This is a genomic window from Rhizobium sp. WYCCWR 11128 (assembly GCF_013416305.1).
Classification (GTDB): domain Bacteria; phylum Pseudomonadota; class Alphaproteobacteria; order Rhizobiales; family Rhizobiaceae; genus Rhizobium; species Rhizobium indicum.
The window spans coordinates 1,317,514-1,340,891 of sequence record NZ_JACCEZ010000001.1; the positions used below are offsets into that span (position 1 = coordinate 1,317,514).

At 60.9% G+C, this 23,378-nt stretch carries 23 protein-coding genes; 5 read left to right on the forward strand and 18 right to left on the reverse strand.

What is annotated here, in order from left to right; all coding sequences use genetic code 11:
• Positions 1–2: 2 nt before the first annotated feature.
• The 16 genes from lpxA to HX898_RS06460 all read right to left on the reverse strand — a co-directional run bounded on the left by lpxA (position 3) and on the right by HX898_RS06460 (position 16,778).
• Positions 3–821, reverse strand: coding sequence for an acyl-ACP--UDP-N-acetylglucosamine O-acyltransferase (gene lpxA, locus HX898_RS06385; RefSeq protein ID WP_003559078.1), 819 nt, complete (start codon positions 819–821; stop codon positions 3–5).
• Positions 818–1,285, reverse strand: a complete 468-nt coding sequence (gene fabZ / locus HX898_RS06390) for a 3-hydroxyacyl-ACP dehydratase FabZ (protein ID WP_003539296.1) — start codon at positions 1,283–1,285, stop codon at positions 818–820. The genes lpxA and fabZ overlap by 4 nt, the downstream gene beginning before the upstream one ends.
• Entirely contained in the window at positions 1,278–2,342 is a 1,065-nt protein-coding gene (lpxD, locus tag HX898_RS06395; RefSeq protein WP_138329622.1) for a UDP-3-O-(3-hydroxymyristoyl)glucosamine N-acyltransferase, read from the reverse strand. The genes fabZ and lpxD overlap by 8 nt, the downstream gene beginning before the upstream one ends.
• 50 nt (positions 2,343–2,392) lie before the next feature.
• A complete protein-coding gene (bamA, locus tag HX898_RS06400; protein ID WP_180194249.1) occupies positions 2,393–4,726 on the reverse strand; it encodes an outer membrane protein assembly factor BamA in 2,334 nt (777 codons plus the stop codon).
• 199 nt (positions 4,727–4,925) lie between these two features.
• Positions 4,926–6,059 (reverse strand): RIP metalloprotease RseP, encoded by a 1,134-nt coding sequence (gene rseP / locus HX898_RS06405; protein WP_064654224.1) that lies wholly within the window; start codon positions 6,057–6,059, stop codon positions 4,926–4,928.
• Between the two features lie 28 nt (positions 6,060–6,087).
• Complete coding sequence (locus tag HX898_RS06410) at positions 6,088–6,918, reverse strand: phosphatidate cytidylyltransferase (RefSeq protein ID WP_180194250.1); 831 nt, start codon at positions 6,916–6,918, stop codon at positions 6,088–6,090.
• Positions 6,918–7,661, reverse strand: a complete 744-nt coding sequence (locus HX898_RS06415; protein ID WP_003539291.1) for an isoprenyl transferase — start codon at positions 7,659–7,661, stop codon at positions 6,918–6,920. The genes HX898_RS06410 and HX898_RS06415 overlap by 1 nt, the downstream gene beginning before the upstream one ends.
• Before the next feature lie 37 nt (positions 7,662–7,698).
• On the reverse strand, positions 7,699–8,259 hold the full coding sequence (gene frr, locus HX898_RS06420; protein WP_003559065.1) for a ribosome recycling factor: 561 nt from the start codon (positions 8,257–8,259) through the stop codon (positions 7,699–7,701).
• 164 nt (positions 8,260–8,423) lie between these two features.
• The gene (gene pyrH, locus HX898_RS06425; RefSeq protein WP_003539289.1) at positions 8,424–9,146 is read right to left on the reverse strand and encodes a UMP kinase; all 723 of its coding nucleotides are present in this window, start codon (positions 9,144–9,146) and stop codon (positions 8,424–8,426) included.
• A 96-nt stretch (positions 9,147–9,242) separates the two neighbouring features.
• Complete coding sequence (tsf, locus tag HX898_RS06430; protein ID WP_029873155.1) at positions 9,243–10,169, reverse strand: translation elongation factor Ts; 927 nt, start codon at positions 10,167–10,169, stop codon at positions 9,243–9,245.
• Between the two features lie 242 nt (positions 10,170–10,411).
• On the reverse strand, positions 10,412–11,179 hold the full coding sequence (gene rpsB / locus HX898_RS06435; RefSeq protein ID WP_003539287.1) for a 30S ribosomal protein S2: 768 nt from the start codon (positions 11,177–11,179) through the stop codon (positions 10,412–10,414).
• Between the two features lie 181 nt (positions 11,180–11,360).
• The gene (locus HX898_RS06440) at positions 11,361–12,467 is read right to left on the reverse strand and encodes a substrate-binding domain-containing protein (protein ID WP_180194251.1); all 1,107 of its coding nucleotides are present in this window, start codon (positions 12,465–12,467) and stop codon (positions 11,361–11,363) included.
• Positions 12,467–13,084: a 5-bromo-4-chloroindolyl phosphate hydrolysis family protein gene (locus HX898_RS06445; protein ID WP_138329632.1), complete on the reverse strand. Its 618-nt coding sequence runs from the start codon at positions 13,082–13,084 to the stop codon at positions 12,467–12,469. Before HX898_RS06445 ends, HX898_RS06440 begins: the two co-directional genes overlap by 1 nt.
• Positions 13,085–13,091: 7 nt before the next feature.
• The gene (locus tag HX898_RS06450) at positions 13,092–14,660 is read right to left on the reverse strand and encodes a substrate-binding domain-containing protein (protein ID WP_180194364.1); all 1,569 of its coding nucleotides are present in this window, start codon (positions 14,658–14,660) and stop codon (positions 13,092–13,094) included.
• 14 nt (positions 14,661–14,674) lie between these two features.
• A complete protein-coding gene (locus HX898_RS06455) occupies positions 14,675–15,751 on the reverse strand; it encodes a toxic anion resistance protein (protein ID WP_180194252.1) in 1,077 nt (358 codons plus the stop codon).
• A gap of 190 nt (positions 15,752–15,941) precedes the next feature.
• Positions 15,942–16,778 carry a cell envelope integrity EipB family protein gene (locus HX898_RS06460; protein ID WP_020049770.1) on the reverse strand — a complete coding sequence of 279 codons (837 nt, stop codon included), beginning with the start codon at positions 16,776–16,778 and terminating at the stop codon, positions 15,942–15,944.
• Between the two features lie 136 nt (positions 16,779–16,914).
• On the opposite strand from HX898_RS06460, the gene HX898_RS06465 reads away from it, so the two are divergent.
• The 5 genes from HX898_RS06465 (at position 16,915) to HX898_RS06485 (ending at position 20,403) form a co-directional block, all read left to right on the forward strand.
• Positions 16,915–17,385, forward strand: a complete 471-nt coding sequence (locus HX898_RS06465; RefSeq protein WP_180194253.1) for a RidA family protein — start codon at positions 16,915–16,917, stop codon at positions 17,383–17,385.
• Positions 17,382–18,101, forward strand: a complete 720-nt coding sequence (locus tag HX898_RS06470; protein WP_180194254.1) for a glycerophosphodiester phosphodiesterase — start codon at positions 17,382–17,384, stop codon at positions 18,099–18,101. Before HX898_RS06465 ends, HX898_RS06470 begins: the two co-directional genes overlap by 4 nt.
• Positions 18,102–18,280: 179 nt before the next feature.
• Positions 18,281–19,471 (forward strand): GNAT family N-acetyltransferase, encoded by a 1,191-nt coding sequence (locus HX898_RS06475; protein WP_138329639.1) that lies wholly within the window; start codon positions 18,281–18,283, stop codon positions 19,469–19,471.
• Positions 19,472–19,623: 152 nt separating this feature from the next.
• Positions 19,624–20,055 carry an HIT family protein gene (locus HX898_RS06480; RefSeq protein WP_138329641.1) on the forward strand — a complete coding sequence of 144 codons (432 nt, stop codon included), beginning with the start codon at positions 19,624–19,626 and terminating at the stop codon, positions 20,053–20,055.
• A 57-nt stretch (positions 20,056–20,112) separates the two neighbouring features.
• Positions 20,113–20,403: a Dabb family protein gene (locus HX898_RS06485; protein WP_180194255.1), complete on the forward strand. Its 291-nt coding sequence runs from the start codon at positions 20,113–20,115 to the stop codon at positions 20,401–20,403.
• 73 nt (positions 20,404–20,476) lie between these two features.
• On the opposite strand, the gene clpA is transcribed toward HX898_RS06485, so the two are convergent.
• Positions 20,477–22,969, reverse strand: coding sequence for an ATP-dependent Clp protease ATP-binding subunit ClpA (gene clpA / locus HX898_RS06490; protein WP_017993976.1), 2,493 nt, complete (start codon positions 22,967–22,969; stop codon positions 20,477–20,479).
• 10 nt (positions 22,970–22,979) lie between these two features.
• A complete protein-coding gene (clpS, locus tag HX898_RS06495) occupies positions 22,980–23,330 on the reverse strand; it encodes an ATP-dependent Clp protease adapter ClpS (protein ID WP_017988219.1) in 351 nt (116 codons plus the stop codon).
• Positions 23,331–23,378: the final 48 nt, after the last annotated feature.

Sequence of the window (23,378 nt, forward strand, 5' to 3'; positions counted from 1 at the left end):
GACTAGCCCTTCTGCCCCCGGGTTGGCGAGGACAAGGCGCGGTCGCTGTCGGCGGCGATGAAGTCGAGGATGTGGACCGCCTGCTCGCAATCAGCATATTCTTCGCGGATGGCGGCGGCGTTTTCGCGGACGGAGCCCGGTCCTTCGAAGATCGACTTGTAGGCGCGCCGCACCCTGTGAATGACGGCGCGGTCGACGCCGGCGCGCGTCATGCCGACGACGTTGAGGCCGCTCAGCAGCCCGGGATTGCCGTTCAGCATGCCGTAGGGAATGACGTCGTAACTGACTGCCGAGAGCCCGCCGACGAAGGCCTGACGGCCGACGCGGGTGAACTGGTGAACGGCCGAGCCGCCGCCCAGGATGACGCGATCTTCGATGACGACATGGCCGGCGAGCATGACGTTGTTCGACATGATCACATGGTTGCCCACCCGGCAGTCATGCGCGACATGCGAATTGGCAAGGAAGAGATTGTTGTCGCCGACGATCGTCTGGCCGCCGAAATCGGCCGTGCCGGTGTTCATCGTCACGCCTTCGCGGATCGTGCAGTTGGCGCCGACCGTCAGCGTCGTCTCCTCGCCGCCGTGATGCACGCTCTGCGGATCGCCGCCAACGACCGCCATCGGGAAGATGCGTGTGCCCTTGCCGACCACGGTGCGGCCGGTCACGACCGCATGCGACAAAAGCTCGACATTCGCATGCAGGACGACGTGCGACCCGACATGGCAGAAGGGACCGATCTTGACGCCCTCACCGATGGTCGCGCCGTCTTCGACGACAGCCATCGGATGAATGCGAGCGCTTTCGGCGATAGTGCTCATGCCTGATCCTTACGAACGATCATCGCGCCGATATCGGCTTCGGCGACAAGTGCGCCGTCGACCTTGGCGTCGCAATGGAATTTCCAGATATTGCCGCGCTGCTTGTGCTTCCTGACATGGAATTCAACACGATCGCCGGGTACGACGGGCTTGCGGAAGCGCGCATTCTCGATGGTCATGAAATAGACGAGGTTGCCTGGCTGGCCATCCTTCTTGGCACAGATCGCACCCGCGGTCTGGGCCATGCCCTCGATCAAGAGAACGCCGGGCATGATCGGAGATTCCGGAAAATGACCGGTGAAATGCGGTTCGTTCACCGTGACGTTCTTGATGCCGATCGCCGTGTTGTCGCCGTCAATCTCGATGATCTTGTCGACCATGAGAAACGGGTAGCGATGCGGCAGCAGTTTCATGATCTCGATGATGTCAGCCGAAGAAAGCGTTGTCGTGGCTTCCTCAGTCATTTTGCTTGCCTCCAGGTTTCGTCCCGCGCAGCTTCGTCCTTGACATCTGTTGCGCGACATCTCTCAGATAGTCATTCAGCGGGCGCCCAGGTGTACCACCATATTGTCCGCCGGCGGCAAGATCGGTCATGATACCGCTTTGGGCGGCGATCTGCACGCCGTCACCGATCGTCACATGCCCCTTGATACCGACCTGGCCGCCGATCTGAACGCCATTGCCGATCTTCGCGCTGCCGGCTATGCCGACCTGCGCTACGATGGCGCAATGGCGGCCGATCTGAACGTTGTGGCCGATCTGTACCTGGTTGTCGATCTTGGTGCCTTCGCCGATGACCGTATCGTCCATGGTGCCACGGTCGATCGAGGTGTTGGCGCCGATCTCGACATTATCCTGGATGATCACTCGGCCGATCTGGACGATCTTGATCATGCCGCGCGGGCCCGGCGCATAACCGAAACCATCCTGGCCGATGCGGGCGCCGTTGTGGATGATGACGCCATTGCCGAGCAGCGCGCAGAGAATGCTGGCGCCGGCCGCAATCGAACAATCCCGGCCAATCTTGACATTCGGACCGATGATGCTGTGGGCGCCGATGCGCGTCCCTTCGCCGATCTCGGCATGCGCTCCGATGACGGCCAGCGGCTCGACGATCACGCCCTTTTCAAGCTTGGCGCTCGGATCGATCACCGCACTTGGCGCGATGTCGCTTTCACCGGAAAAGACGACCGGGCGCAATGCCGCGGGATAAAACAGGCCGCCCGCCATCGCGAAAGCCGCATGTGGATTGGACGAGAGGATGACCGGGATATGGGGGGGTACGAGATCGACGAGCGCCTTGTCGCAGATCACTGCCGAGGCTTCGCATGTCGCCAGTTCATCGCGGTTACGACGCGACAGGATATAACAGACATCGCCCGCCCGGGCCCGGCTGATGGGGGCAACGGACCTGACGATAACATCGGCATAGTCGGAATTCGCGAGTTCCGCCCCAAGAAACTCTGCCAGCTCAGCGAGCTTCAGACCTTCATGGGGCAGAAAAAAAACGTTTTGCTCCATCGGCAATGCTCCAGAACGGAATTGAGTCTTACAGTTCCGGACTGCCGATATCAGAATTGGTTGTTGATGCCAAACTTGAAGTTCTGCGTCTTGTCGAAGTCTTCCTTGAGGACAGGGATCGCGTAATCCAGACGCAATGCACCGAAGGGAGACTGCCATACGACGCCGACACCGACGGAGGCGCGTAGCGAAGCGCTGGTACCGTCGGCCTGGTCTGACCCAAGAAGCTCGACGTCATTGCCGAACAGCGTACCGGCATCGGCAAAGACTGCGCCGCGCAGGTTGAAGTCACGCGGGAAGCCCGGCATCGGGAAGGTGGCTTCCGCAGACGCCGTGAAATAGGTCGTGCCACCGAGCGGGTCATCGTGATCCCCGCGAATGCGCGGGCCGATACCCTTGTTCTCGAAGCCGCGAATATCGCCGTTGGTCAGCGTGAACTGGTCGAAGACGTTCAGATGGTCGCCCAAGGGAACGACATAACCAGCCGAAGCGGAGACCGAGCCGATGATATCGGCATCGTCAGCGAGCAGGTGATAATAACGGGCTTTGCCGTAGATCTTGTAGAACTGCGAGTCGCCGCCGAGGCCGGCAAGTTCGTGCGTCGCCGTCGCATAGATGCCTTCACGCGGCAGGACGGTGTCGTCAAGAGTGTTGTAGGTCAGCGTCTGCGAGACGGAAGAACGCGTCCACGGGCTCTCGTCGACCAGATTGGCGTAGGTCGCCGAAAGATCAGAGGTATCGCCGTCATACTTCATCTGCTTGTAGTTATAACGGAAGGTCGTCGCCAGATCTTCGGTGATCGGCGCAGTCACACGCAGGACGACGCTGGTTTCTTCGTAATCGTAGTCGTCGTTGCTCGACGTTTCGCTGCGGTTGACGTCGAAGCCTGCCGCCAGACGGTAGCCGAGGAAATAGGGTTCAGTGAAGCTGACGCCGTAGGCGCGCGAGCCTTCCTGGCCGCCACCGGCCGAGATGCGGATGTACTGACCACGACCGAGGAAGTTCTTTTCCTCGATCGAGGCTTCGAGCAGCAGACCGTCGCCGCCGGCGGCATAACCCGCGCCGACACCGAACGAACCGGTCGACTGATCCTGCACGTCGACGACCACCACGACGCGGTCCGGCGAGCTGCCCGGCTGGGTGGAAATGTTGACCGAGGAGAAGTAACCGAGCGCTTCGAGGCGGCGCTTGGCCTTGGTGATCATCTGCTGATTGAAGGCGTCGCCTTCGCTCATGTCGAATTCGCGGCGAATGACGTAGTCGCGCGTGCGGCTGTTGCCGCGGATCTCGATGCGCTCGACATAGGCGCGCTCGCCCTGGTCGACCAGATATTCGACACCGATCGTGTTGTTGTTGAGGTCGCGGTTACCGCGCGGCGTGACGCGCGCAAAGGGATAACCGGCAGACGCCACCTGATCGGAGATCGCCTCGATCGACTTCTGCACTTCTTTGGCGTTGTAGACCTGGCCTTCGCGGGTGCGCACCAGCGGCTGCAGCTGCTCTGAGCCGACGCCTTCGACGGTCGACTGGACGGTCACCGTTCCGAAGTCGTAACGCTGGCCTTCCTCGATGTTGAAGGTGAGCGTGTATTTGTTGGTCGCGTCGTCGAAGGTGGCATCGGAAGAGACGATGCGCATGTCGGCATAGCCGCGATTGTAATAGAACTGGCGCAGCGCTTCTTCGTCGGCGTGGAGCTTGTCTTCGTTGTAGACGTCCTTGCGAGTCAGGAACGACAGGAAGTTCGAACGCTTGGTGGCGATGACGGCAGCCAAGCGGCCGGCGCTGTAGGCATTGTTGCCGACGAAGTTGATCGAATCGATCTTGGTGCGATCGCCCTCGTTGATGACGAAGGCGAGGTTGACACGGCCTTCGCCGAGCGGCACCACCTGCGTCGTGACCTCGACCTCGCTGCGGCCGGTGGCAGCGTAAGCTTCCTTGATCGACTGGATGTCAGCCTGAATCTGGGTGTCGCTATAGGGACCGGCAGCGTGGGTCTGGACGATCGTCGCGAGCTTGTCGTCCTTGATCTTCCGGTTGCCGTTGAAGACGACCTGATTGACGAGCTGGGCTTCCTGAACGCTGACGACGAGCGTGCTTCCGGAAACCGAGATCTTGACGTCGGAGAAGTAACCCGTGCCGTAGAGCTGCTTGACCGAGGCATCGATATCGCTGTTCGAAAAACTCTTTCCGGGAGCGATGGTGAGGTTCGACCGGACGGCTTCCGCGCCGACACGGCTTGCGCCGCGCACATCGATGCGCTGGATGACCGCGGCCTCAGCGGCCGTAGCGGAAACGAACGTCACAGCACCTGCGCCCGAAGCAACAACACCAGCAGACAGCGCAACCGCCGATACTGCGTTCAAAAACTTTGAACCAGCCTTCATTTCACCCATTACCTTTTGTTTCCCTCGTCCCCGGCTCCAGGAGAACCCGATTCCGGTCACGTGTGTCGTTTTACCCGCTTTTGACATACAAGCAAGGCAGGTCGTTAATTTCTGTTTACTTCATTTGCAAGCGTGACCCATTCGCCACTACAGCCTTGAAACATCGTAAATAAATAGTAATTGACCTCGCCTTGCTCGTTTACCCTATCCACGAGCCAATGTCGTTCCAGGTCGTGAAAACCATCAATGTCAGTATCATCGCCAGGCCGATGCGAAATGCAATTTCCTGGGCCGAAGAGCCGAGCGGTTTCCCCCTCACCGCTTCCACCGCATAGAACATCAGGTGGCCGCCATCAAGTACCGGAACCGGCATCAGGTTAAGCAATCCTATCGAAACAGAAAGCACCGCCGCAAGCTGCAACACTGCGCCTATTCCAAGCGACGCCATCTGGCCCGAAGCTTGCGCCACGCGGATCGGCCCGCCCAATTGATCGGCGCGCATCGTTCCGCTGAAGATGTTGCCGATATATTTGAAGGTGCCGGTGACAATATCGCGGGTCTCGATCACAGCCTCGCGCAGCGACTGCAGCGGCGTATAGGTCTTCAGGCGGAAGTTGCCGGCCTCCCGGCTGGTGACGATGCCGATCTGGCCGAGCTCGACCTTGTTGCCGAACTGGTCGGTCGTGTCTACGCGCTGCGGCACCATCGGCACATCAAGTTTCTGGCCGGCGCGCTCGATCGTCACGACGATCTTCTGGCTCGGGCGGATGCCGACATAGCGGCGCACGTCGTCGAAGGTCTCGACCTTGCCGCCATCGATGGCGACCAGCAGATCGCCTGGAAGGATGCCGGCGGCAGCGGCAGCGCCGTCGGGCTTGACCTCGGCAACGACGGGATCGGCGATCGTGCGGCCATAGACCGAGAAAAGAATGGTGAAGATGGCGATCGCCAGCAGAAAATTGGCGATCGGGCCAGCCGCGACGGTTGCAGCGCGTTTCCACAGCTTGGCGCCGGCAAAGGAGCGCGCCCTGTCCTCCTCGGACATGGCGGCGATCTTGTCGGTGTCGGGCTTGCTCGAGGCATCCTCGTCGCCGAAGAACCGGACGTAGCCGCCAAGCGGGATCACCGAAATCTTCCAGCGTGTTCCGTGGCGGTCGGTGAAGCCGAAGATCTCCGGACCGAAGCCAACGGAAAAGGCAAGGATGCGAATGCCGCTCCAGCGCCCGACAAGGTAATGGCCCATCTCATGCACGAAGACGAGCAGTGACAGCACGAGGATGAAGGTAACGATGTTCCCCATCAGAAATGCGTATATGCCGCTCATCGTTTCCATGAGTCCCTTCCGTCAGACCGCCGCGTTGTCAGAGTCCGAACAATGCCGCACCAAGCGACGTCATTCCGGCCCCCTTTATCAGGGAAAAAAGCCCAGCAAGCAAGAACGCCGAAAAACAGGCGAAAATCAGTCCGTCGACACGGTCCATGACGCCGCCATGGCCCGGAATGAGACGGCTCGAATCCTTGACACCGAATTTCCGCTTGATGAACGATTCGAAAAGATCGCCCGACTGGCTGCAAACCGAGAGAACGAACGCCACGCCGGCGGCGATGATTTCAGCGCCCGGAAGGAGAAAATGGACGAGAACGACGCCGGCCACGACCGCCGAAACGGCGCCGCCGATTGCGCCCGACCAGGTCTTTCCGGGCGAGATCGAAGGGGCAAGCTTCGGCCCGCGAAGCGCCCGGCCGACGAAATAGGCAAGGATATCGGTTGCCCAGACGACGGCAAAGACGAAGAGCATGGCGTAAAGGCCAAGCCGGTCATCGCCTCTGATTGCGGCAAGCGCCAGGCCGGTGGCGCCGGCATAAAACAGGCCCACTGGCAACCAGCGGCTCGTGCCCTGCAGGATGATCAGGGCGATACCGACGGCGGTGACGCCGGCCAGCATGCCGGCGGCGAATTCGAAGTTGCCGACAAGCACGAGAAAGGCAATCGCCGCCTCACCGATCCAGCCGACGGCATTGGCGACCCAATCCCGCGCGATGCCCGTCATTTTCGACCATTCATAGTAGATGAGCAGTCCGATCACGACCGCCAGGATACGGAAGGCAAGGCCTCCATACCAAGTGGCGGCCAGAACAATGGCCGCGAGAATCAGCCCTGAAACGATACGGAGCTTCAATTCCCTCTGCATCAGGTGCCGACCGCGGCCGCCTGCGACGACAGGCCGCCGAAGCGCCGGTCACGAGAGGCGAATGTCTCGAGCGCCGAGCGGAAGATCTCGGGGCTGAAATCCGGCCAATATTCCGGAAGGAAGATGAATTCCGAATAGGCGGCCTGCCAGAGAAGGAAATTGGAAAGCCGCTCTTCGCCGCTGGTGCGGATGATGAGATCCGGATCGGGAATGCCGGCCGTGTCGAGACGGGCGTTGATCAGCGCCGGTGTAATATCCTGTGCTCTCAGGCGGCCGGCCTCGACGTCGCGGGCGAGGCTGACGACGGCGCGGGCGATCTCGTCGCGCGAACCGTAGTTGAAGGCGATGACGAGCGTCAGTGACGTGTTGTCCTTGGTCGTCTCCTCCGCCTCCAGCAACAGGCCCAGAATGTCGCTGCGCAGGCTGTGGCGATCGCCGATCACCTTGATCCGCACGTTCTGGCGATGAAGCTCGGCGAGGTCGCGCCGGATGAAAGCCTTGAGCAGGCCGAGCAGATCGGAGACCTCGGCTTCGGGCCGGCGCCAGTTCTCCGAGGAGAAGGCAAAGAGGGTCAGATATTTTATGCCGGCCGCACCGGCGGCACGGACTGTCTCGCGCACCGCCTCGACGCCCTTGCGATGGCCCATCGTGCGCGGCAGGCCACGTTGCTTGGCCCAACGGCCATTACCATCCATGATGATGGCAACATGCTCTGGCACAGTCACAAATACAGATTCCGACATTTCCCGTCCGGTCTTTCCAGGCAAAGGCACAGATCCACTAGACCTGCATGATTTCCTTTTCCTTCTCGCCAAGCAAGCGGTCGATTTCGGAAATCGTCTCGTCCGTCATCTTCTGTACACGTTCCGACTGCGCCCGGCTCTCGTCCTGGCCGATTACGCCGTCTTTTTCGGCTTTCTTAAGGCCGTCCATCCCGTCGCGGCGGACATGGCGAATCGCCACCTTGCTCTTTTCGGCATAGTCGTGGGCCACCTTGACGAGCGACTTGCGGCGCTCCTCGTTCAGCTCCGGCAGCGGAATGCGCAGGTTCTGGCCGTCGATGATCGGGTTGAGGCCGAGATTGGATTCGCGAATGCCGCGCTCGACGGCGCTGACCATCGATTTGTCCCAGACGGAAACCGAGAGCATGCGCGGCTCGGGCACGGTGATGTTGGCGACCTGGTTCAGCGGCATGCGCGAACCATAGGCCTCGATCGTCACCGGGTCGAGGATGTTGGCCGAAGCACGGCCGGTGCGCAGCGATGCGATGTCGCTCTTGAATGCGGAAATCGCGCCGTCCATGCGGCGCTTCAGTTCCTTGATGTCGATACCTTCACTCATGTCGATGCTCCCGTCCAGAGCATGATGCCGAAAAGTGTCAGCGGTTTTCGGGCGACATCATGCTCTTACTATTTAATGTAGAACATGATTCAGCTTTCAGGCCAAACGGGCCTAAATCATCATGTTCTAGCGAGGGCTGCGCCGAATCCGCGGCGCAGCTTATATCAGTTGTCGGAGACGATGGTCTTGAGACCACCGCCCGTCAAGATTTCAGCAAAACCACCCTTCTCGTGGATCGAGAAGACGATGATCGGAATGGAATTCTCCCTGGCGAGCGCCACAGCGGCAACGTCCATCACCGCAAGCCCCCTGTCCAGCACTTCCTGGTGCGTCAGCCGGTCGAGGCGAGTCGCATCGGGATATTTCTTCGGGTCGGCGGTATAGATGCCGTCCACCTGCGTGCCCTTGAAGATCGCTTCCGCACCCATTTCGGCTGCACGAAGTGCTGCGGCGGAATCGGTGGTGAAGAAGGGGTTGCCGGTGCCGCCGGCAAAGATCACCACGCGGCCCATCGACAGATGATAAAGGGTTGCGCGCTGCGAAAAGCTCTCGCAGATCTCGGGCATGGAGATGGCCGAAAGCACCACCGTATCGATGTTCAGCTTGCGCAGCGAGGTCGCCAGCGCCAGCGCATTGATGATGGTGCCGAGCATGCCCATATGGTCGCCGGTGACCCGGTCGCCGCCCTTGGACGCCACCGCGACACCGCGGAAGATATTGCCGCCACCGACGACGACGCCGACTTCCACGCCCATATGCCGTGCCTCGGCGATGTCGGATGCAATGCGGTCCGCCACCGTCACATCGATCCCGAAACCCTGGCCACCCATGAGCGCTTCGCCGGAAGCCTTGAGTAGAACACGTTTATAGACAGGCTCTAAAGACATCTTGGCTCCTCGTAAATTGCCGTGAATGCCCGATACACGAAGGGCACCGCGTTGTCACGCGATGCCCTTCGTGTTTTCCCAATTATGGCTGGAAGATCAACCCTTGACGGCAGCCGCGACTTCGGCCGCGAAGTCGGTTTCTTCCTTTTCGACGCCTTCGCCGAGCAGCAGACGGGCCATGCCGGCAACCTCGATCGGCGCGCCGACGGCCTTTTCAGCTTCCTTGATGGCGGCGGCGACCGTCAGATCCGGATTGATGACGAAAGCCTGCGAGAGAAGGGCGACTTCCTCGAAGAACTTGCGCATGCGGCCGTCGACCATCTTTTCGATGATATTGTCCGGCTTGCCGGAAGCGCGCGACTGCTCGATGAAGACGTTGCGCTCGCGCTCGGCGACGGCGGCATCGACTTCTTCCGGGCGGATCGCCAACGGCGCGGTGGCGGCGATGTGCATGGCGACCTGGCGGCCGATGGCGTTCAGGGCTTCCTTGTCGCCGGTCGACTTCAGCGCGACGAGAACGCCGAGCTTGCCGAGGCCGTCGGAAACAGCATTGTGGATATAGGTGGCGACGACGCCATCCTCGACCGAGAGAGCGACCGAACGGCGCAGGTTCATGTTCTCGCCGATCGTTGCGATCGCATCCTTGATCGTGTCGGAAACCGACTTGCCGGATGCCGGGTAGGTCGCAGCGGCAACGGCATCGACGGTGCCGTCCGTGGATACGGCGACCTTGGCGATGCCGCGGACGAGTTCCTGGAAGGCATCGTTACGGGCGACGAAGTCGGTTTCCGAATTGACTTCGACGACGACGGCCTTGGTGCCCTGGCTCGAAACGCCGATGAGGCCTTCGGCAGCGGTGCGGCCGGACTTCTTGTCGGCCTTGGCGATGCCCTTGGCGCGCAGCCAGTCGATCGCCGCTTCCATGTCGCCACCGGTTTCAGCAAGAGCCTTCTTGCAGTCCATCATGCCTGCGCCGGTCTTTTCGCGCAGTTCCTTCACCATTGCAGCCGTAATCTCGCTCATTAGCTTCCTCTTGTCGGTTCATACGGTGGGCCGCAAAGCGCGGCTCGGCACCGGATTGAGGCACGAAATGTACCTGTATGTATGACAGCGTGATGAAGACGCGTCATAACGAAACTTATCGGACGGAGAGCCTGATGCCCTCCCCTTGAAACAGGCAAGGCCGCCGAACTTCGATGAGTCGCGAGCGGCCTTTCCCAGTCTCTGCAAGCATTTGGCGGACCTTTTCGATCCGCCCGCCTTCATCAGCCTTCGGCTGCTTCCTCGAGAGCCGGCTCGACCGGAACTTCGGAGGATGCGCCGAGATCGCGGCCGGAAGAGCCCTGCTGGCGTGCGATGCCGTCGATGGCGGCGCGGGAGATCAGCTCGCAGTAAAGAGCGATCGCGCGCGATGCGTCGTCGTTACCCGGGATCGGATAGTCGATCAGGTCCGGATCGCAGTTCGAATCGATGATGGCAACAACCGGGATGCCGAGGCGCTTGGCTTCGTCGATCGCGATCTTTTCCTTGTTGGTGTCGATGATGAACATCAGGTCGGGCGTGCCGCCCATATCGCGGATACCGCCAAGTGCCTTGTCCAGCTTTTCGCGTTCGCGCTCGAGGTTCAGGCGTTCCTTCTTGGTGAAGCCCTGGGCTTCGCCGTTCAGGATCTCGTCGAGCTTGCGCAGACGCTGGATCGAGTTGGAGATCGTCTTCCAGTTCGTCATCATGCCGCCGAGCCAGCGCGAGTTGACGTAGTACTGGGCCGAGCGCTTGGCGCTGTCGGCAATGATCTCAGATGCCTGGCGCTTGGTGCCGACGAAGAGAACGCGGCCGCCGCGGGCAACGGTGTCGCTGACGACCTGAAGGGCGCGCGACAGCATCGGAACGGTCTGGGCCAGATCGATGATGTGAATGTTGTTACGATCGCCGAAGATGTACGGCTTCATCTTCGGGTTCCAGCGATGCGTCTGGTGGCCGAAGTGGACGCCTGCCTCAAGCAGCTGGCGCATAGAAAAATCAGGCAATGCCATGCCTTGTTACTCCTTTTCCGGTTGAACCTCCGCAAGGCGAACAGCACCCTCTTCGAGGATGCCACCGGGCGGAACAGCCCGGATTTCTCCCGGACGATCCCATGCCTTACGTGTGGAATGCCGGTGCCCATACATTCGATTGGGCGCAAAAGCAAGGCTTATGCCGAAAAAACCTAGCGGCTCAGCTTGCCAGCGTCGGCAGCAGCGACAGCATGACGCCTGCGTCGGGCATCGGCAGGATGGCATCGACCTCGGCCGGCAGCAGGGTGCCGATCGCGCTGTCGGCGTTGCCGGTGGCGGTCCCCAGTGGACCGCGGAAGCCGTGTCTCGCCCAGGCAAGCTCCTGGAGCTTCGGGCTCACCAGCGCTTCGATCAGCCGGTTGGCATTCTCGTCGACGACGATCAGCGGATGCGCCGAATAGACGGTCGGGCGCGGATAGAGCACCACCGGCTTTGCGCCGGCGCTCGCCTTGATGCGCTCCCAGCGTGCGGGATCGGCGAGGATCCATTCGACCAGCTGGTTTTCATAGCCAACGATCATCGGCTCGCCGCCAAGACCGCCTGCCAGATACTGGTCGAAAAGTTTGCCTGAGGACGGCGACTTGAAGCCCATGTTGCGGAAAATCGCCTGCACCTTGCCGCCGAAGGTGGCGAGATCGCCTGAAGTCGCGACATTGCCGCTGAACAAGCTGAGCACCAGGCCTGCGAACATGAAGCCGGAATTGGAGCGGTTGGGATCGGTCGAGACGATGCGGGCGCGGCCGTAGAGCGAATTGACGCCGAGTTTCGACCAGTCGGATCCGGCAAGGATCGCATCAAGCAAAGCCTTGAGGTCGAGCTGATGATGGCCTTCGTTCGTCACCGTCACCAATCCCGCTTTCATCAGTCCATCGACGACGGGCTGCCAGGAATAGACGACGATCGGCGTGTTCAGCACGACGCGGTCGTTGCGGATAGATATGCCGTTCTGCCTGGCGATATCGACCATGATCGAGGAGGACGGCCAGAGGAATTGCGGATGCTGCGACAGCAGCGCCTGTTCGCGGACCATCTCGACGGAACCGGCGACACGGCTGTTCACCGTCAATCCGTATCCGCCGAGCGCCCTGATGACGTCGGGGTCGGCCAGGAAGGCCTCCTTCTCGCCGCCGACGAAGCCGAACAGCGTCGTGCGGCTGCCGAGCAGGCCCCGCAATTCCGGCCGATCCCGGACGGCGAAATAACCGCCGGTGCCGACGACGCCTGCTCCGAGCAGTCCCACTCCAAAGGCGCGACGAGAAAGGGCCATCAGCGTCCAATATCCTCTTTGAGCGATGCCTGGATGAGGCGCAGATCGGTGTCGAGCGTGCCGAGTTCCTCATCGACCAGGCTGTCGGCGTAATGGACGAAGGCCTCTTCGAGCTTGACCAGCACGCCGCGCACCTCCTCCAGCTGCTTGGGGTCGGGAACGCGCTTGGCCTCGATGACGGCAAAACCTTCCGCCACCTCGGCGGCACGCGGCAGATAGTAGGAGAGGAACCGCCGTACTGCATTGGCGCTCTCGGGCTTGGCCTCGACCTTGCGAAAGACATCGGCGGCAATTTCAGCGAGATGCCGGACTGCGGCCGCCATCTGACGATCGTTTATCGTGTCGGCGGCAGTCTCCAGCCTCTGCGCGAAGGGAACGGCGGCCTCCAGCAGGTCGCGGGCAAAGGCGACGCGCCCGCTGCCGATGCTCTTGATATCGAGGCCTTCGAATAGCCGGCGCGGTGCGAGCAGAATGACGAGGCCGGCAAAGACCAGAAGGGCAATGATGATGGCGATCCAGAAGGGCATGCCGGCGGCAAAGCTCAAGAGCGGCACGGTGATTGCCGCCGCCAGCCCCGCCACGATCCAGTTGCCGTCATTGCCGAGCCAGTTGCGCATGCCTGTCCTAATTGTAGCCTCGCGCAGTTCGGAAGGCGGTGGCGAGATCCGAACCGCCGTCGAACACGCGCGCCGAGGTCAGCTTGGCGAGGCTGTCGAGCTGGGTCTTGTCGGCATCGCCGAATGTGATGCCGAAGATCGGCACATGCGGCTCCATCGCGTTCCATTCGCTGGTGAAGGCCTGGCTTTGATCATCGGACTTGCCGTCGGTCATGATGACGATGGCAGGCAGATAAGTCGAGAGCTTGTCGGTTCGGGCAATCTGCTGCAGAGCCCGTTCGGCGCAGGCATACATGTTCGTGCCGCCATTGGCCTTCTGCCGGGAAATCTCGTTCAGCAGCCCTTCCTGCTCCAGCGGATTTCCACTCGCCATGAAAGTGTTGCGCACGCTGCCGTCGAAGGGAATGACGATGATCTGATCGGCGGGCGACCATTGCACCAGCACCTTGCTCGCCTCGTCGGGCGTCAACAGGAAACGCATCGCCTTCTGCAGCTGGTCCTCGCCCTCCCCTTGCATCGAACCGGAAAAATCGAGGCAGAGCGCGGTCAGGGACGGTTTGCGCAGCGCGGCCTGATAAAGGTTGAGCGCCTGGCGGATGACGCCCGCCTCCGGCATGCGGATTGCCGTCACCAGCCGGGCGGGATCGAAATTCCAGCTCGACTCCGGTTTTGCGGCTACGCCGGTCAGCGGAATGCGCCGGCCGGTATTGGCGATGCGCTGCTGCACGGGGGCCGAGCTGAGATAGGCGAGCAGATCGTTGAAAAAGGTCTGGACTTCAGGCCCGCGGCCATGATCGACGAAACCGATCGGCGAATCCGCCATAGCCACACCATCGGCCGGATAGATCGCGTAAAGCGGTTCCTGCGACAGGGCGGCGAGCTTGTCGTTGGTTTCCTTCAGCACCGCCTCGTAATTCCACATCGCGTCATAGACCGTGCCCTTGCCGGCGGATTCGACATAGAGATCGGCAAGCCAGCCGGAAGAGCCGGAAGAGCGCACGACACCTGACAGCAGCGATCGGACGCTCTCCTGGACGTGTCTGTCGTCGAGATCGCCGGGTTCGATCACCGGTTTGTTGCCGAGCGCGCTCGACAGCATGGCAAGATAGGCGCTGGCGCCCGAATTGGATTGCGTCGCCGAGGTCATCAGGAACTTCAGTGATCCGCTCTCGACGGCAGCGAGAATGTCCTTCATGAAGACGTCCTTGCCGATCCAGCCGAGCTGCTGCGCCTTCGACCTGCGCACGCCCAAGACCACCGGCGTCTGGGCGATCGAGGTCAGACTCTTGACGCGGCGCTTGGTGTCGAACATGTCGACCCAGACGCTGGAGGCCGGCCAGACCGCATCCTGCGCGACGCCCTGCTCACTCTGCAGCGCCAGGCCGATATCGAGCGTGCCTTCATATTTGAAGGTGCAGGTGGCGTTCTTCTGCTTGCAGAATTCTTCGACGATCGGCTGCAGAACGGTGTTCTCCGATCCCGATACGATCGAGAAGTCCGGCCCCTGGCCGAAGGGATTGCAGCCGGCAAGGGGCAGAAGGGCAAGAAGTGCCAGGCCTGAAAGCAGTGCTCGCATCGTCATCTTGCCGATCACGCCTGGGTCATCGCCTTCTTGAGTTCGATCGTCATCTGCTCCATCTGCTGCTCGGCGAGCGCCCGCTTGCGGCGCCCCTCCTCCTGAACCTGCAGCACGCCTGATATCGTATCGATCAGATCCCTGTTGGCCTTGGCGAGCGTGTCGATATCGACGATGCCGCGCTGCGACTGCTGCTCGATTGATATCGCCTGGTCCTTCATCATCTCGGATGCCTGGCGGATCATGTCGTTGGTGGCGTCGGTCACCGCCTTCTGCAGGTCGAGCGCCGATTTCTGCCGCGTCAGGCCGAGCAGCATCACCATCTTCTGCTTCCAGGCCGGCACCGTCAGCGCCGAAGTCGCCTGCAGGTTCTCGATCAGCGTCTCGTCGCCGGCCTGAACGATGCGGATCTGCGGCAATTGCTGGATGCCGAGCTGGCGGGCCTGCTGCAGGTAGAACACCCGCTTTTCCAGCCGGTCGAGCGCCTGCAGGCTGTCCTGATAGGTCTGCGCCTCCAGCATGCCGCCGCCGGGGCCGGTCGCCGCCGCCTCGGCTTGCGCCTTCAGCCTCGGCAGCTCGACGCTGCGGAAACGCTCGGCGAAAGTCTTGCCGGCCTGAACATAGGCCTCGAGCCGCATGATCGATTGCCTGGTTTCCTCATGCAGGTCGTCGAGCAGTGCAATGTCGCGCCTCAGCGTATCCTTGTGACGGTCGAGCTCCAGGCCGATCCGGTCGATCTGGCCGGCCACGTCCTCGAACTCCGCCTTGAAGCGTTCGAGCCGGGCCTTGGCCGAGAGAAACATGCGGCTGAGGAAACCCTTATCCTTCAGCGATGCCGGATCGAGGCTTTTCGATTTGAGGATGATGTCGGTCAGCAAGCGGCCGACATCGCCGAGGTCCTTGTTGCGGACTTCCCGCAGGATCCTGTCGGCATAATCGCTGACCGCCTGCTGGGCGCGGTCACCATAGACCGAGATGCCGGCACGGTCGGTGATATTGATGCTATCGGAAATGCGGGCAATTTCCGCCGGATCAGCGACAACAACCGGCAGGGCGGCATTCTGAACAGTCGCGAGATCGGTGTCGGCCATGGTTCGGGCTTTCAAGCTTGCGATGCGTAATGGCTACGCAGTCTAGCAGATAGACGTCATCGCAATGGCTTGGCCGCCAGGATCGCACCGACCCGAAAAGCAGCACGACAGACGGCGACTCAGTCATCGCTGATCGCCGAACCATAGTGAATTTTATGATACAGTTTTATGACAGGCGAAAGCCCTTCGCCTACTTGCAAACCTCGGCCTTGCGGTCGAGCAGCTCCAGCTTGGCGAGCTTGCCGGTCAGGACGAAATCGCCGTAATCCATCGTCAGGTCGCGGGTAATGCCGTTCTCATAGAGCTTGAAGGACATGCGGTAGACCGGCAAAGCATCCGATTTCGCACTTTCGTTGAAATAGGCGATCGTCACCGGCCAGAAGGCAGTCTTGGAGAAGGCGCCGGCATTGCCGGCATCGGCCTCCTCGGCGATCGGCGTCTCCTGCTTGCCGACGATCGTCGTCGTCGCCAGCGACTTGTCGCCGTCGTCGGAACCGTCGAAGACGCGCGCCTCGAAGAAGCGCTTGCCGTCCTTGGCGTGCTGGATCACATCGAGCATATGTTCCGTGGGAAAACGGCTTTCTAAAAGCTGCAGCTCGCGGCTCGCCGGCTGCTTGAGATCGACCTTGACGCCATCAGGCTGGTCCTGCGCCGCACCGTTGACCTCTTTATCGAGCTGCTCGTCGGTAAAGGATTTGGTGTCGAAGGTGAACTTGCCGTCCTTCAGGTTCTCGAAGGTCTTGGTCTGCTGGTCGCTGACACGCACGCTGTCGCCGGTGTCGATCTGCGTCACGAAGCGGAAATTGGTGGTGAAGCCCTGGCAATAGCTGCCGTCGAACTCATAGACCATGCGACCGTACATGCCGGCGATGCCGGAGCGGTCCGAAGCGTCCTTCAGTTCCAGATCGTAGACCGCGCGATGGGCGACGAGGCCGGTCGCGATCGCAGCGCTCACCGCGGGCGCAGCCGCCCATGCATTGGCGGAAACGCTGGCGAGAAGCAGAGCGACAAGACTCGATCGGAACATTCATTAACTCCTGTTGGACTCGGTCGCGATGTTATAAGAACGCTTTCGGCCAAATCGAGGCTCGAAACTGTCATATTAAAGATTCTAGTCTTGATGCATAATTTTTGAAGAATTGACAACAAAAGCGGAGACGAAAATGTCCGATGAAATTGCAGCGCGCCTGATTGAGATGGGGATAACCCTGCCCGAAGCCGCAGCACCTGCTGCAAATTACGTTCCCTATGTCATCAGCGGCAATCTTCTCTACATCTCCGGCCAGCTGCCGCTCGAAGGCGGCAAGGTCGCCGTCTCGGGCCATCTCGGTAAGACCATCGACGTTGCAACGGGCCAGCGCGGCGCCGAACTCTGCGCCATCAACATCCTTGCCCAGGCGAAGGCGGCACTTGGCGGCGATCTCGGCCGCGTCCGGCGCGTCATCAAGCTGAACGGCTTCGTCGCCTCGGCGCCCGACTTCGTCGAGCAGCATCTCGTCATCAACGGCGCTTCGAACCTGATTGCCGGCGTGCTTGGCGAAGCAGGCAAACATGCGCGTGCCGCCGTCGGCATGGCGGCCCTGCCGCTGAATGCCGCCGTCGAGATAGACGCTATCATGGAAATCGCAGAATGACCAATGTTGCCTGGATCAGGGACCTGCCGGTCGCCCATCGTGGCTATCACGACCTCAACACGCATGTCTGGGAAAACACGCTTTCGGCATTCTCGCGCGCCGTCGAAGCGGGCTTTGCGATCGAATGCGACCTGCACTACGCCTCCGACGGCGTGCCGGTCATTTTTCACGACGAGGATCTGCAGCGCCTATGCAACCTCCACGGCGACATCCGCGAGCGCACCTCTCGGGAACTCGGACTGATCGCCGTCGGCGGCACCAGCGACAAGGTGCCGACGTTGCGCCAACTCCTCGACCTCGTCGAGGGCAAGGTGCCGCTGGTGCTGGAGCTCAAGGGGCGCGAGGCCGATGACGAAGGTTTCGCCGAAGCTGTGCTCGAGGTCCTCGAAGGTTATCAGGGCAAGGCGGCGCTGATGAGCTTCGACCACTGGCTGCTGCGCGACCTGAAGGCGCTTGGCTCACCCTACCCGCTGGGGCTAACCGCTAACGGCAACACGCCGGAGGAATTCAAGGCGCATGCGAAGGCGATGGAGATCGGTCTCGATTTCATCTCCTATCATTATGGCGACCTGCCGAACGCCTTTATCACCGGCGAACGCGAAAAGGGCATTCCCGTTATTACCTGGACGGTGCGTGACGAAGAGGCGCGCCGGCATACATTCGCAAACGCAGACCAGATGACCTTCGAAGGCTTCGATCCGCGTGTGGCTGCTTGACGCTCGCTTTTAGGCCAAGATCATGCGCAGACTGCTGCATAATTCCTTAAATCGGATCGATTTCAGGATAAAATTATGCAGGAACTCGAAGTGTTACAGCGTCCTTTGCGCGTCTGAAAGACGCACGGCGCTGTAAGGCAGAGCCGAGACTATCCTCCCACAGGTTTCGCATTTGTCCCATGACTGATGAATTATCCATTCGCGTAGAACGCTCCTTCACCGCGATTTCCCCGGAGAGCTGGTCCAGGCTTTCCGGGGCGTCGAAGACCTGCGCTACGATTGCCTACAACCCTTTCGTTTCGCACGCCTTTTTATCGTCGCTGGAAGAATCGGGCTCGGCCGACGCCGAGAGCGGCTGGCTCGGTCATCATCTGCTGCTCGAGACCGGGCGCGGCGAACTGATCGGCGCCCTGCCCGGCTACCTCAAGAACCACAGCCAGGGCGAATATGTCTTCGACCATGGCTGGGCCGACGCCTTCGAGCGGGCCGGCGGGCGTTATTACCCCAAACTTCAGTGCTCGATCCCGTTCACGCCGGCGACAGGCCCGCGTCTTCTCGTCGCCGAGGGGCTGCAGCGGCTGCCGATCCAGAGCGCGATCGCCGAAGGCCTGAAGGAGGTGGTGCGCCGGCTCGGCATCTCTTCGGCCCATATCACCTTCGTGCCGGACGAAGAGATCGGCGTCTTCGAGATGGATGGCTATCTGCACCGCACCGACCAGCAGTTCCATTTCATCAATGACGGCTATGCCAATCACGAGGAATTTCTCGAAACGCTCGCCTCGCGCAAACGCAAGGCATTGCGCAAGGAGCGCCGCGCCGCACTCGAAAACGGTATCAGCATCGACTGGCTGACCGGCCGCGACCTGACGGAACGCATCTGGGACCAGTTCTTCAAGTTTTACATGGATACCGGCGGGCGCAAGTGGGGCCGGCCCTACCTCACCCGTAAGTTCTATTCGCTGATCGGCGAACGCATGGCAGACGATATCCTGCTCGTCATGGCCAAGCGCGACGGACGCTATATCGCCGGCGCGATCAACTTCATCGGCGGCGATACGCTCTACGGCCGTCACTGGGGCTGCATCGAGGATCATCCCTTCCTGCATTTCGAGGTCTGCTATCACCAGGCGATCGACTTCGCCCTTTCGAAAGGGCTGAAACGGGTCGAGGCCGGAGCGCAGGGCGAACACAAGCTCGCCCGCGGTTACCTGCCGGTGACAACGCATTCCGCCCATTATGTCGCGCATGCCGGCCTTCGCCGGGCGATCGGCGACTATCTCGCGCGAGAGCGCGCCGATGTCGAACAGATGAGCGAGTTGCTGACCGAACACAGTCCTTTCCGCAAGGGCGAGCGCCTGCAGGAGGATTGACGCCGCCGCACCGGCCGCGTTACCCGATCAACGCATAACTCTCTAAATCGGAATCGATTTAGGAATAAAATTATGCAGTAATTCAAAGTGCTACGGCGTCCTGTGCACGTTTGCAAAGACGCACGCCCTGCGAAAAACGAGGAGATTTAGCGATGACTAGGCAGGCCGATTACGACGACGACAACATCTTCGCCAAGATCCTCCGCGGCGAAATCCCCTCGCACCGGGTTTACGAGGACGAGCATACCATCGCCTTCATGGATGTGATGCCGCAAGCGCCGGGCCATGTGCTCGTCCTTCCCAAGGCGCCGTCCCGCAATCTCCTCGATGCCGATCCAGCCACCCTCACCCACGCAATTACTGTCGTCCAGAAGATCGCCAATGCGGTGAAGGACGTCTTCGACGCCGATGGCGTATTCATCGCCCAGTTCAACGAGCCGGCCGCCGGGCAAACGGTGTTCCATCTGCATTTCCACGTCATCCCGCGGCATGAGGGCGCGGCGCTGAAGCCGCATTCCGGCAAGATGGAGGACGGCGCCGTGCTCGCCGCCAATGCCGAAAAGATCAGGGCCGCACTGGCGTAGGGTCAACACCCGTCGATTTCAGAGAATTCAATCCGGACAATCATTTGGAACACAATCATGATCCGCCATACTGTCGCATTCCGCCTGAAACACGAAGCCGGCTCGGCTGAAGAAACGTCGTTCCTCACCGACGCGCTGGTGCTTGCCAAGATCCCGAGCGTGCGGAATTTCGAGCAGCTTCGGCAGACGAGTCCAAAGAATGCTTTTGCCTTCGGCTTTTCGATGGAATTCGACGATCAGGCTGGCTATGACGTCTACAACCTCCATCCCCTGCATGTCGCCTTCGTGCGCGACCGCTGGGTGCCCGAGGTCGCCGACTTTCTCGAGATCGACTACACCAGGCTCTGAAAAGGGCGCATGCAGATCCGAAAACGAAAAAGGCCGCGGGTGACGCGGCCTTTTCCAATTCGGTGACGGTATCTTACTTCTTGCGTGGAACCTTCGGAACCGCGCTTCCCTTCTTCGGGGCGTCGCGAACCTCGGGCTCGGCCTGCGGCACTGCTTTGGCGCGGGTCTTGCGGGCCGCCTTCGTCTTCAGCTCGCCGTCATCCCCATCATCGCCTTCGGGATGCACGACTTCAGCTTCGGGCTTCGGCTTGATCGGCGCCGTTTCCGAAATGGCTTCGAGCACGATGCCGGGCTTGCCGTCTTCCTTCGGGCCGACAGTGACGTTGACGACGCCGCCCTTCTTCAGCTTGCCGAAGAGGATTTCGTTGGCGAGCGGCTTCTTGATCGTATCCTGAATGACGCGAGCAAGCGGGCGGGCGCCCATCTTCTCGTCGTAACCCTTTTCCGCCAGCCAGGCGATCGCGTCCTCATGCAGGTCGAAGGTGACGTTCCTTTCGGAAAGCTGGGCCTCCAGCTGCATGATGAACTTCTGCACGACCTTGTGGATGACGGCCGTCGGCAACGCCGCGAAAGGAATGATCGCGTCGAGACGGTTGCGGAATTCCGGCGTGAACAGGCGGGTGAGCGCCTCCTCGTCCTCGCCGGTGCGCTTGGACGAGCCGAAGCCGATCGCCGCCTTGGCCATTTCGGATGCACCCGCATTGGTCGTCATGATCAGGATGACGTTGCGGAAGTCGATCTTCTTGCCGTTGTGGTCGGTCAGCGTGCCGTGGTCCATGACCTGCAGCAGGATATTGTAGATGTCGGGATGCGCCTTCTCGATTTCGTCGAGCAGAACCACGCAATGCGGGTGCTGATCGACGCCATCGGTGAGAAGGCCGCCCTGGTCGAAGCCGACATAGCCGGGAGGCGCGCCGAGCAGGCGCGAAACCGTGTGCCGCTCCATATATTCCGACATGTCGAAGCGCAGGAGTTCGACGCCGAGCGACGATGCCAGTTGCTTTGCCACCTCGGTCTTGCCGACGCCGGTCGGACCGGAGAAGACATAGGCGCCGATCGGCTTGTTCGGCTCACGAAGACCGGCGCGCGCCAGCTTGATCGAGGTCGAAAGCGCTTCGATGGCGATATCCTGGCCGTAGACGACCGAGCGCAGTTCCTTCTCGAGATTGGCAAGCACGGCTTCATCGTCCTTGGAGACGGTCTTCGGCGGAATGCGCGCCATCGTCGCGACCGTTGCCTCGATTTCCTTTTCGGTGATCAGCTTGCGGCGCTTGGACGGCGGCAGCAGCATCTGCGCCGCACCGGTTTCGTCGATCACGTCGATCGCCTTGTCGGGCAGTTTGCGGTCGGAGATGTAGCGGGCCGACAATTCGACGGCCGACTTGATGGCGTCGTTCGAATAACGCAGGTGGTGATACTCTTCGAAATAGGGCTTCAGGCCCTTCATGATCTCGATCGCATCTTCGATCGACGGCTCGCTGACGTCGATCTTCTGGAAACGACGGACCAGCGCCCGATCCTTCTCGAAGAACTGGCGGTATTCCTTGTAGGTGGTCGATCCGATGCAGCGAATCGCGCCCGATGACAGGGCCGGCTTCAGGAGGTTCGATGCATCCATTGCGCCGCCCGAAGTGGCGCCGGCGCCGATCACCGTGTGGATCTCGTCGATGAAGAGCACGGCGCCCGGATATTCTTCCAGTTCCTTGACGACCTGCTTCAGGCGCTCTTCGAAGTCGCCACGGTAGCGCGTGCCGGCGAGCAGCGTGCCCATGTCGAGCGAGAAGATCGTCGCATCGGCGAGCGCTTCTGGAACCTTGCCTTCGACGATGCGCTTGGCAAGGCCTTCGGCGATCGCCGTCTTGCCGACGCCGGGATCACCGACATAGAGCGGATTGTTCTTCGAACGGCGGCACAGGATCTGGATCGTGCGGCTGACCTCGGCGTGACGGCCGATCAGCGGATCGATCTTGCCGCCCTTGGCCTTCTCATTGAGATTGACGCAATAGGCCTTGAGCGCATCCTGCTGCTTCTTCGGGCCGCCCTCTTCCTCGCCGCCGCGCGCCGTCGGCTTGCTGCTTTCGGCCTCATCCTCGGCGCCGCGCGGGGGACGCACATCCGAAGCGCCCGGCCGCTTGCCGATGCCGTGGGAGATATAGTTGACGGCATCGTAGCGGGTCATCTCCTGCTCCTGCAGGAAATAGGCGGCATGGCTTTCGCGCTCGGCGAAGATCGCGACCAGCACGTTAGCGCCGGTCACCTCTTCGCGGCCGGACGATTGCACATGGATGACGGCACGCTGGATGACGCGCTGGAAGCCGGAGGTCGGCTTCGAATCCTCGTCATATCCGGTGATCAGGTTGGAAAGTTCGTTATCGACATATTCGACGAGCGTCTTGCGCAACGCGTCGAGATCGACATTGCAGGCACCCATGACCGCGGCCGCATCGGCATCGTCGATCAGGGCGAGCAGCAGATGCTCGAGCGTCGCATATTCGTGGTGCCGCTCGTTGGCAAAGGTCAGTGCCTGATGGAGCGCCTTCTCTAAACTAGGCGAAAATGTTGGCACGTTCAGATCCTCACTTCTTTTCCATGACGCATTGCAGCGGATGCTGGTGTTGCCGGGCGAAGTCCATCACCTGGCTGACCTTCGTTTCCGCTACCTCGTATGTGAATATTCCGCATTCGCCGACGCCGTGGTTATGGACATGGAGCATGATGCGGGTGGCACTTTCACGATCCTTCTGAAAAAACCGCTCCAGAATATGGATGACGAATTCCATGGGAGTGTAGTCGTCATTCAAAAGCAGCACACGATAAAGATTGGGCTTCTTGGTCTTCGGCTTGGTGCGTGTGATGACCGAGGTTCGATTTGCGTTGTCCCCGTTCCTTTCGCTGTCGTTCTGCATCCGGATCGGCTTTGCGATCATTGTCATTCATTCCTCAAGCAATCCGGCGGAGCATGGGAGGGTGCTTTT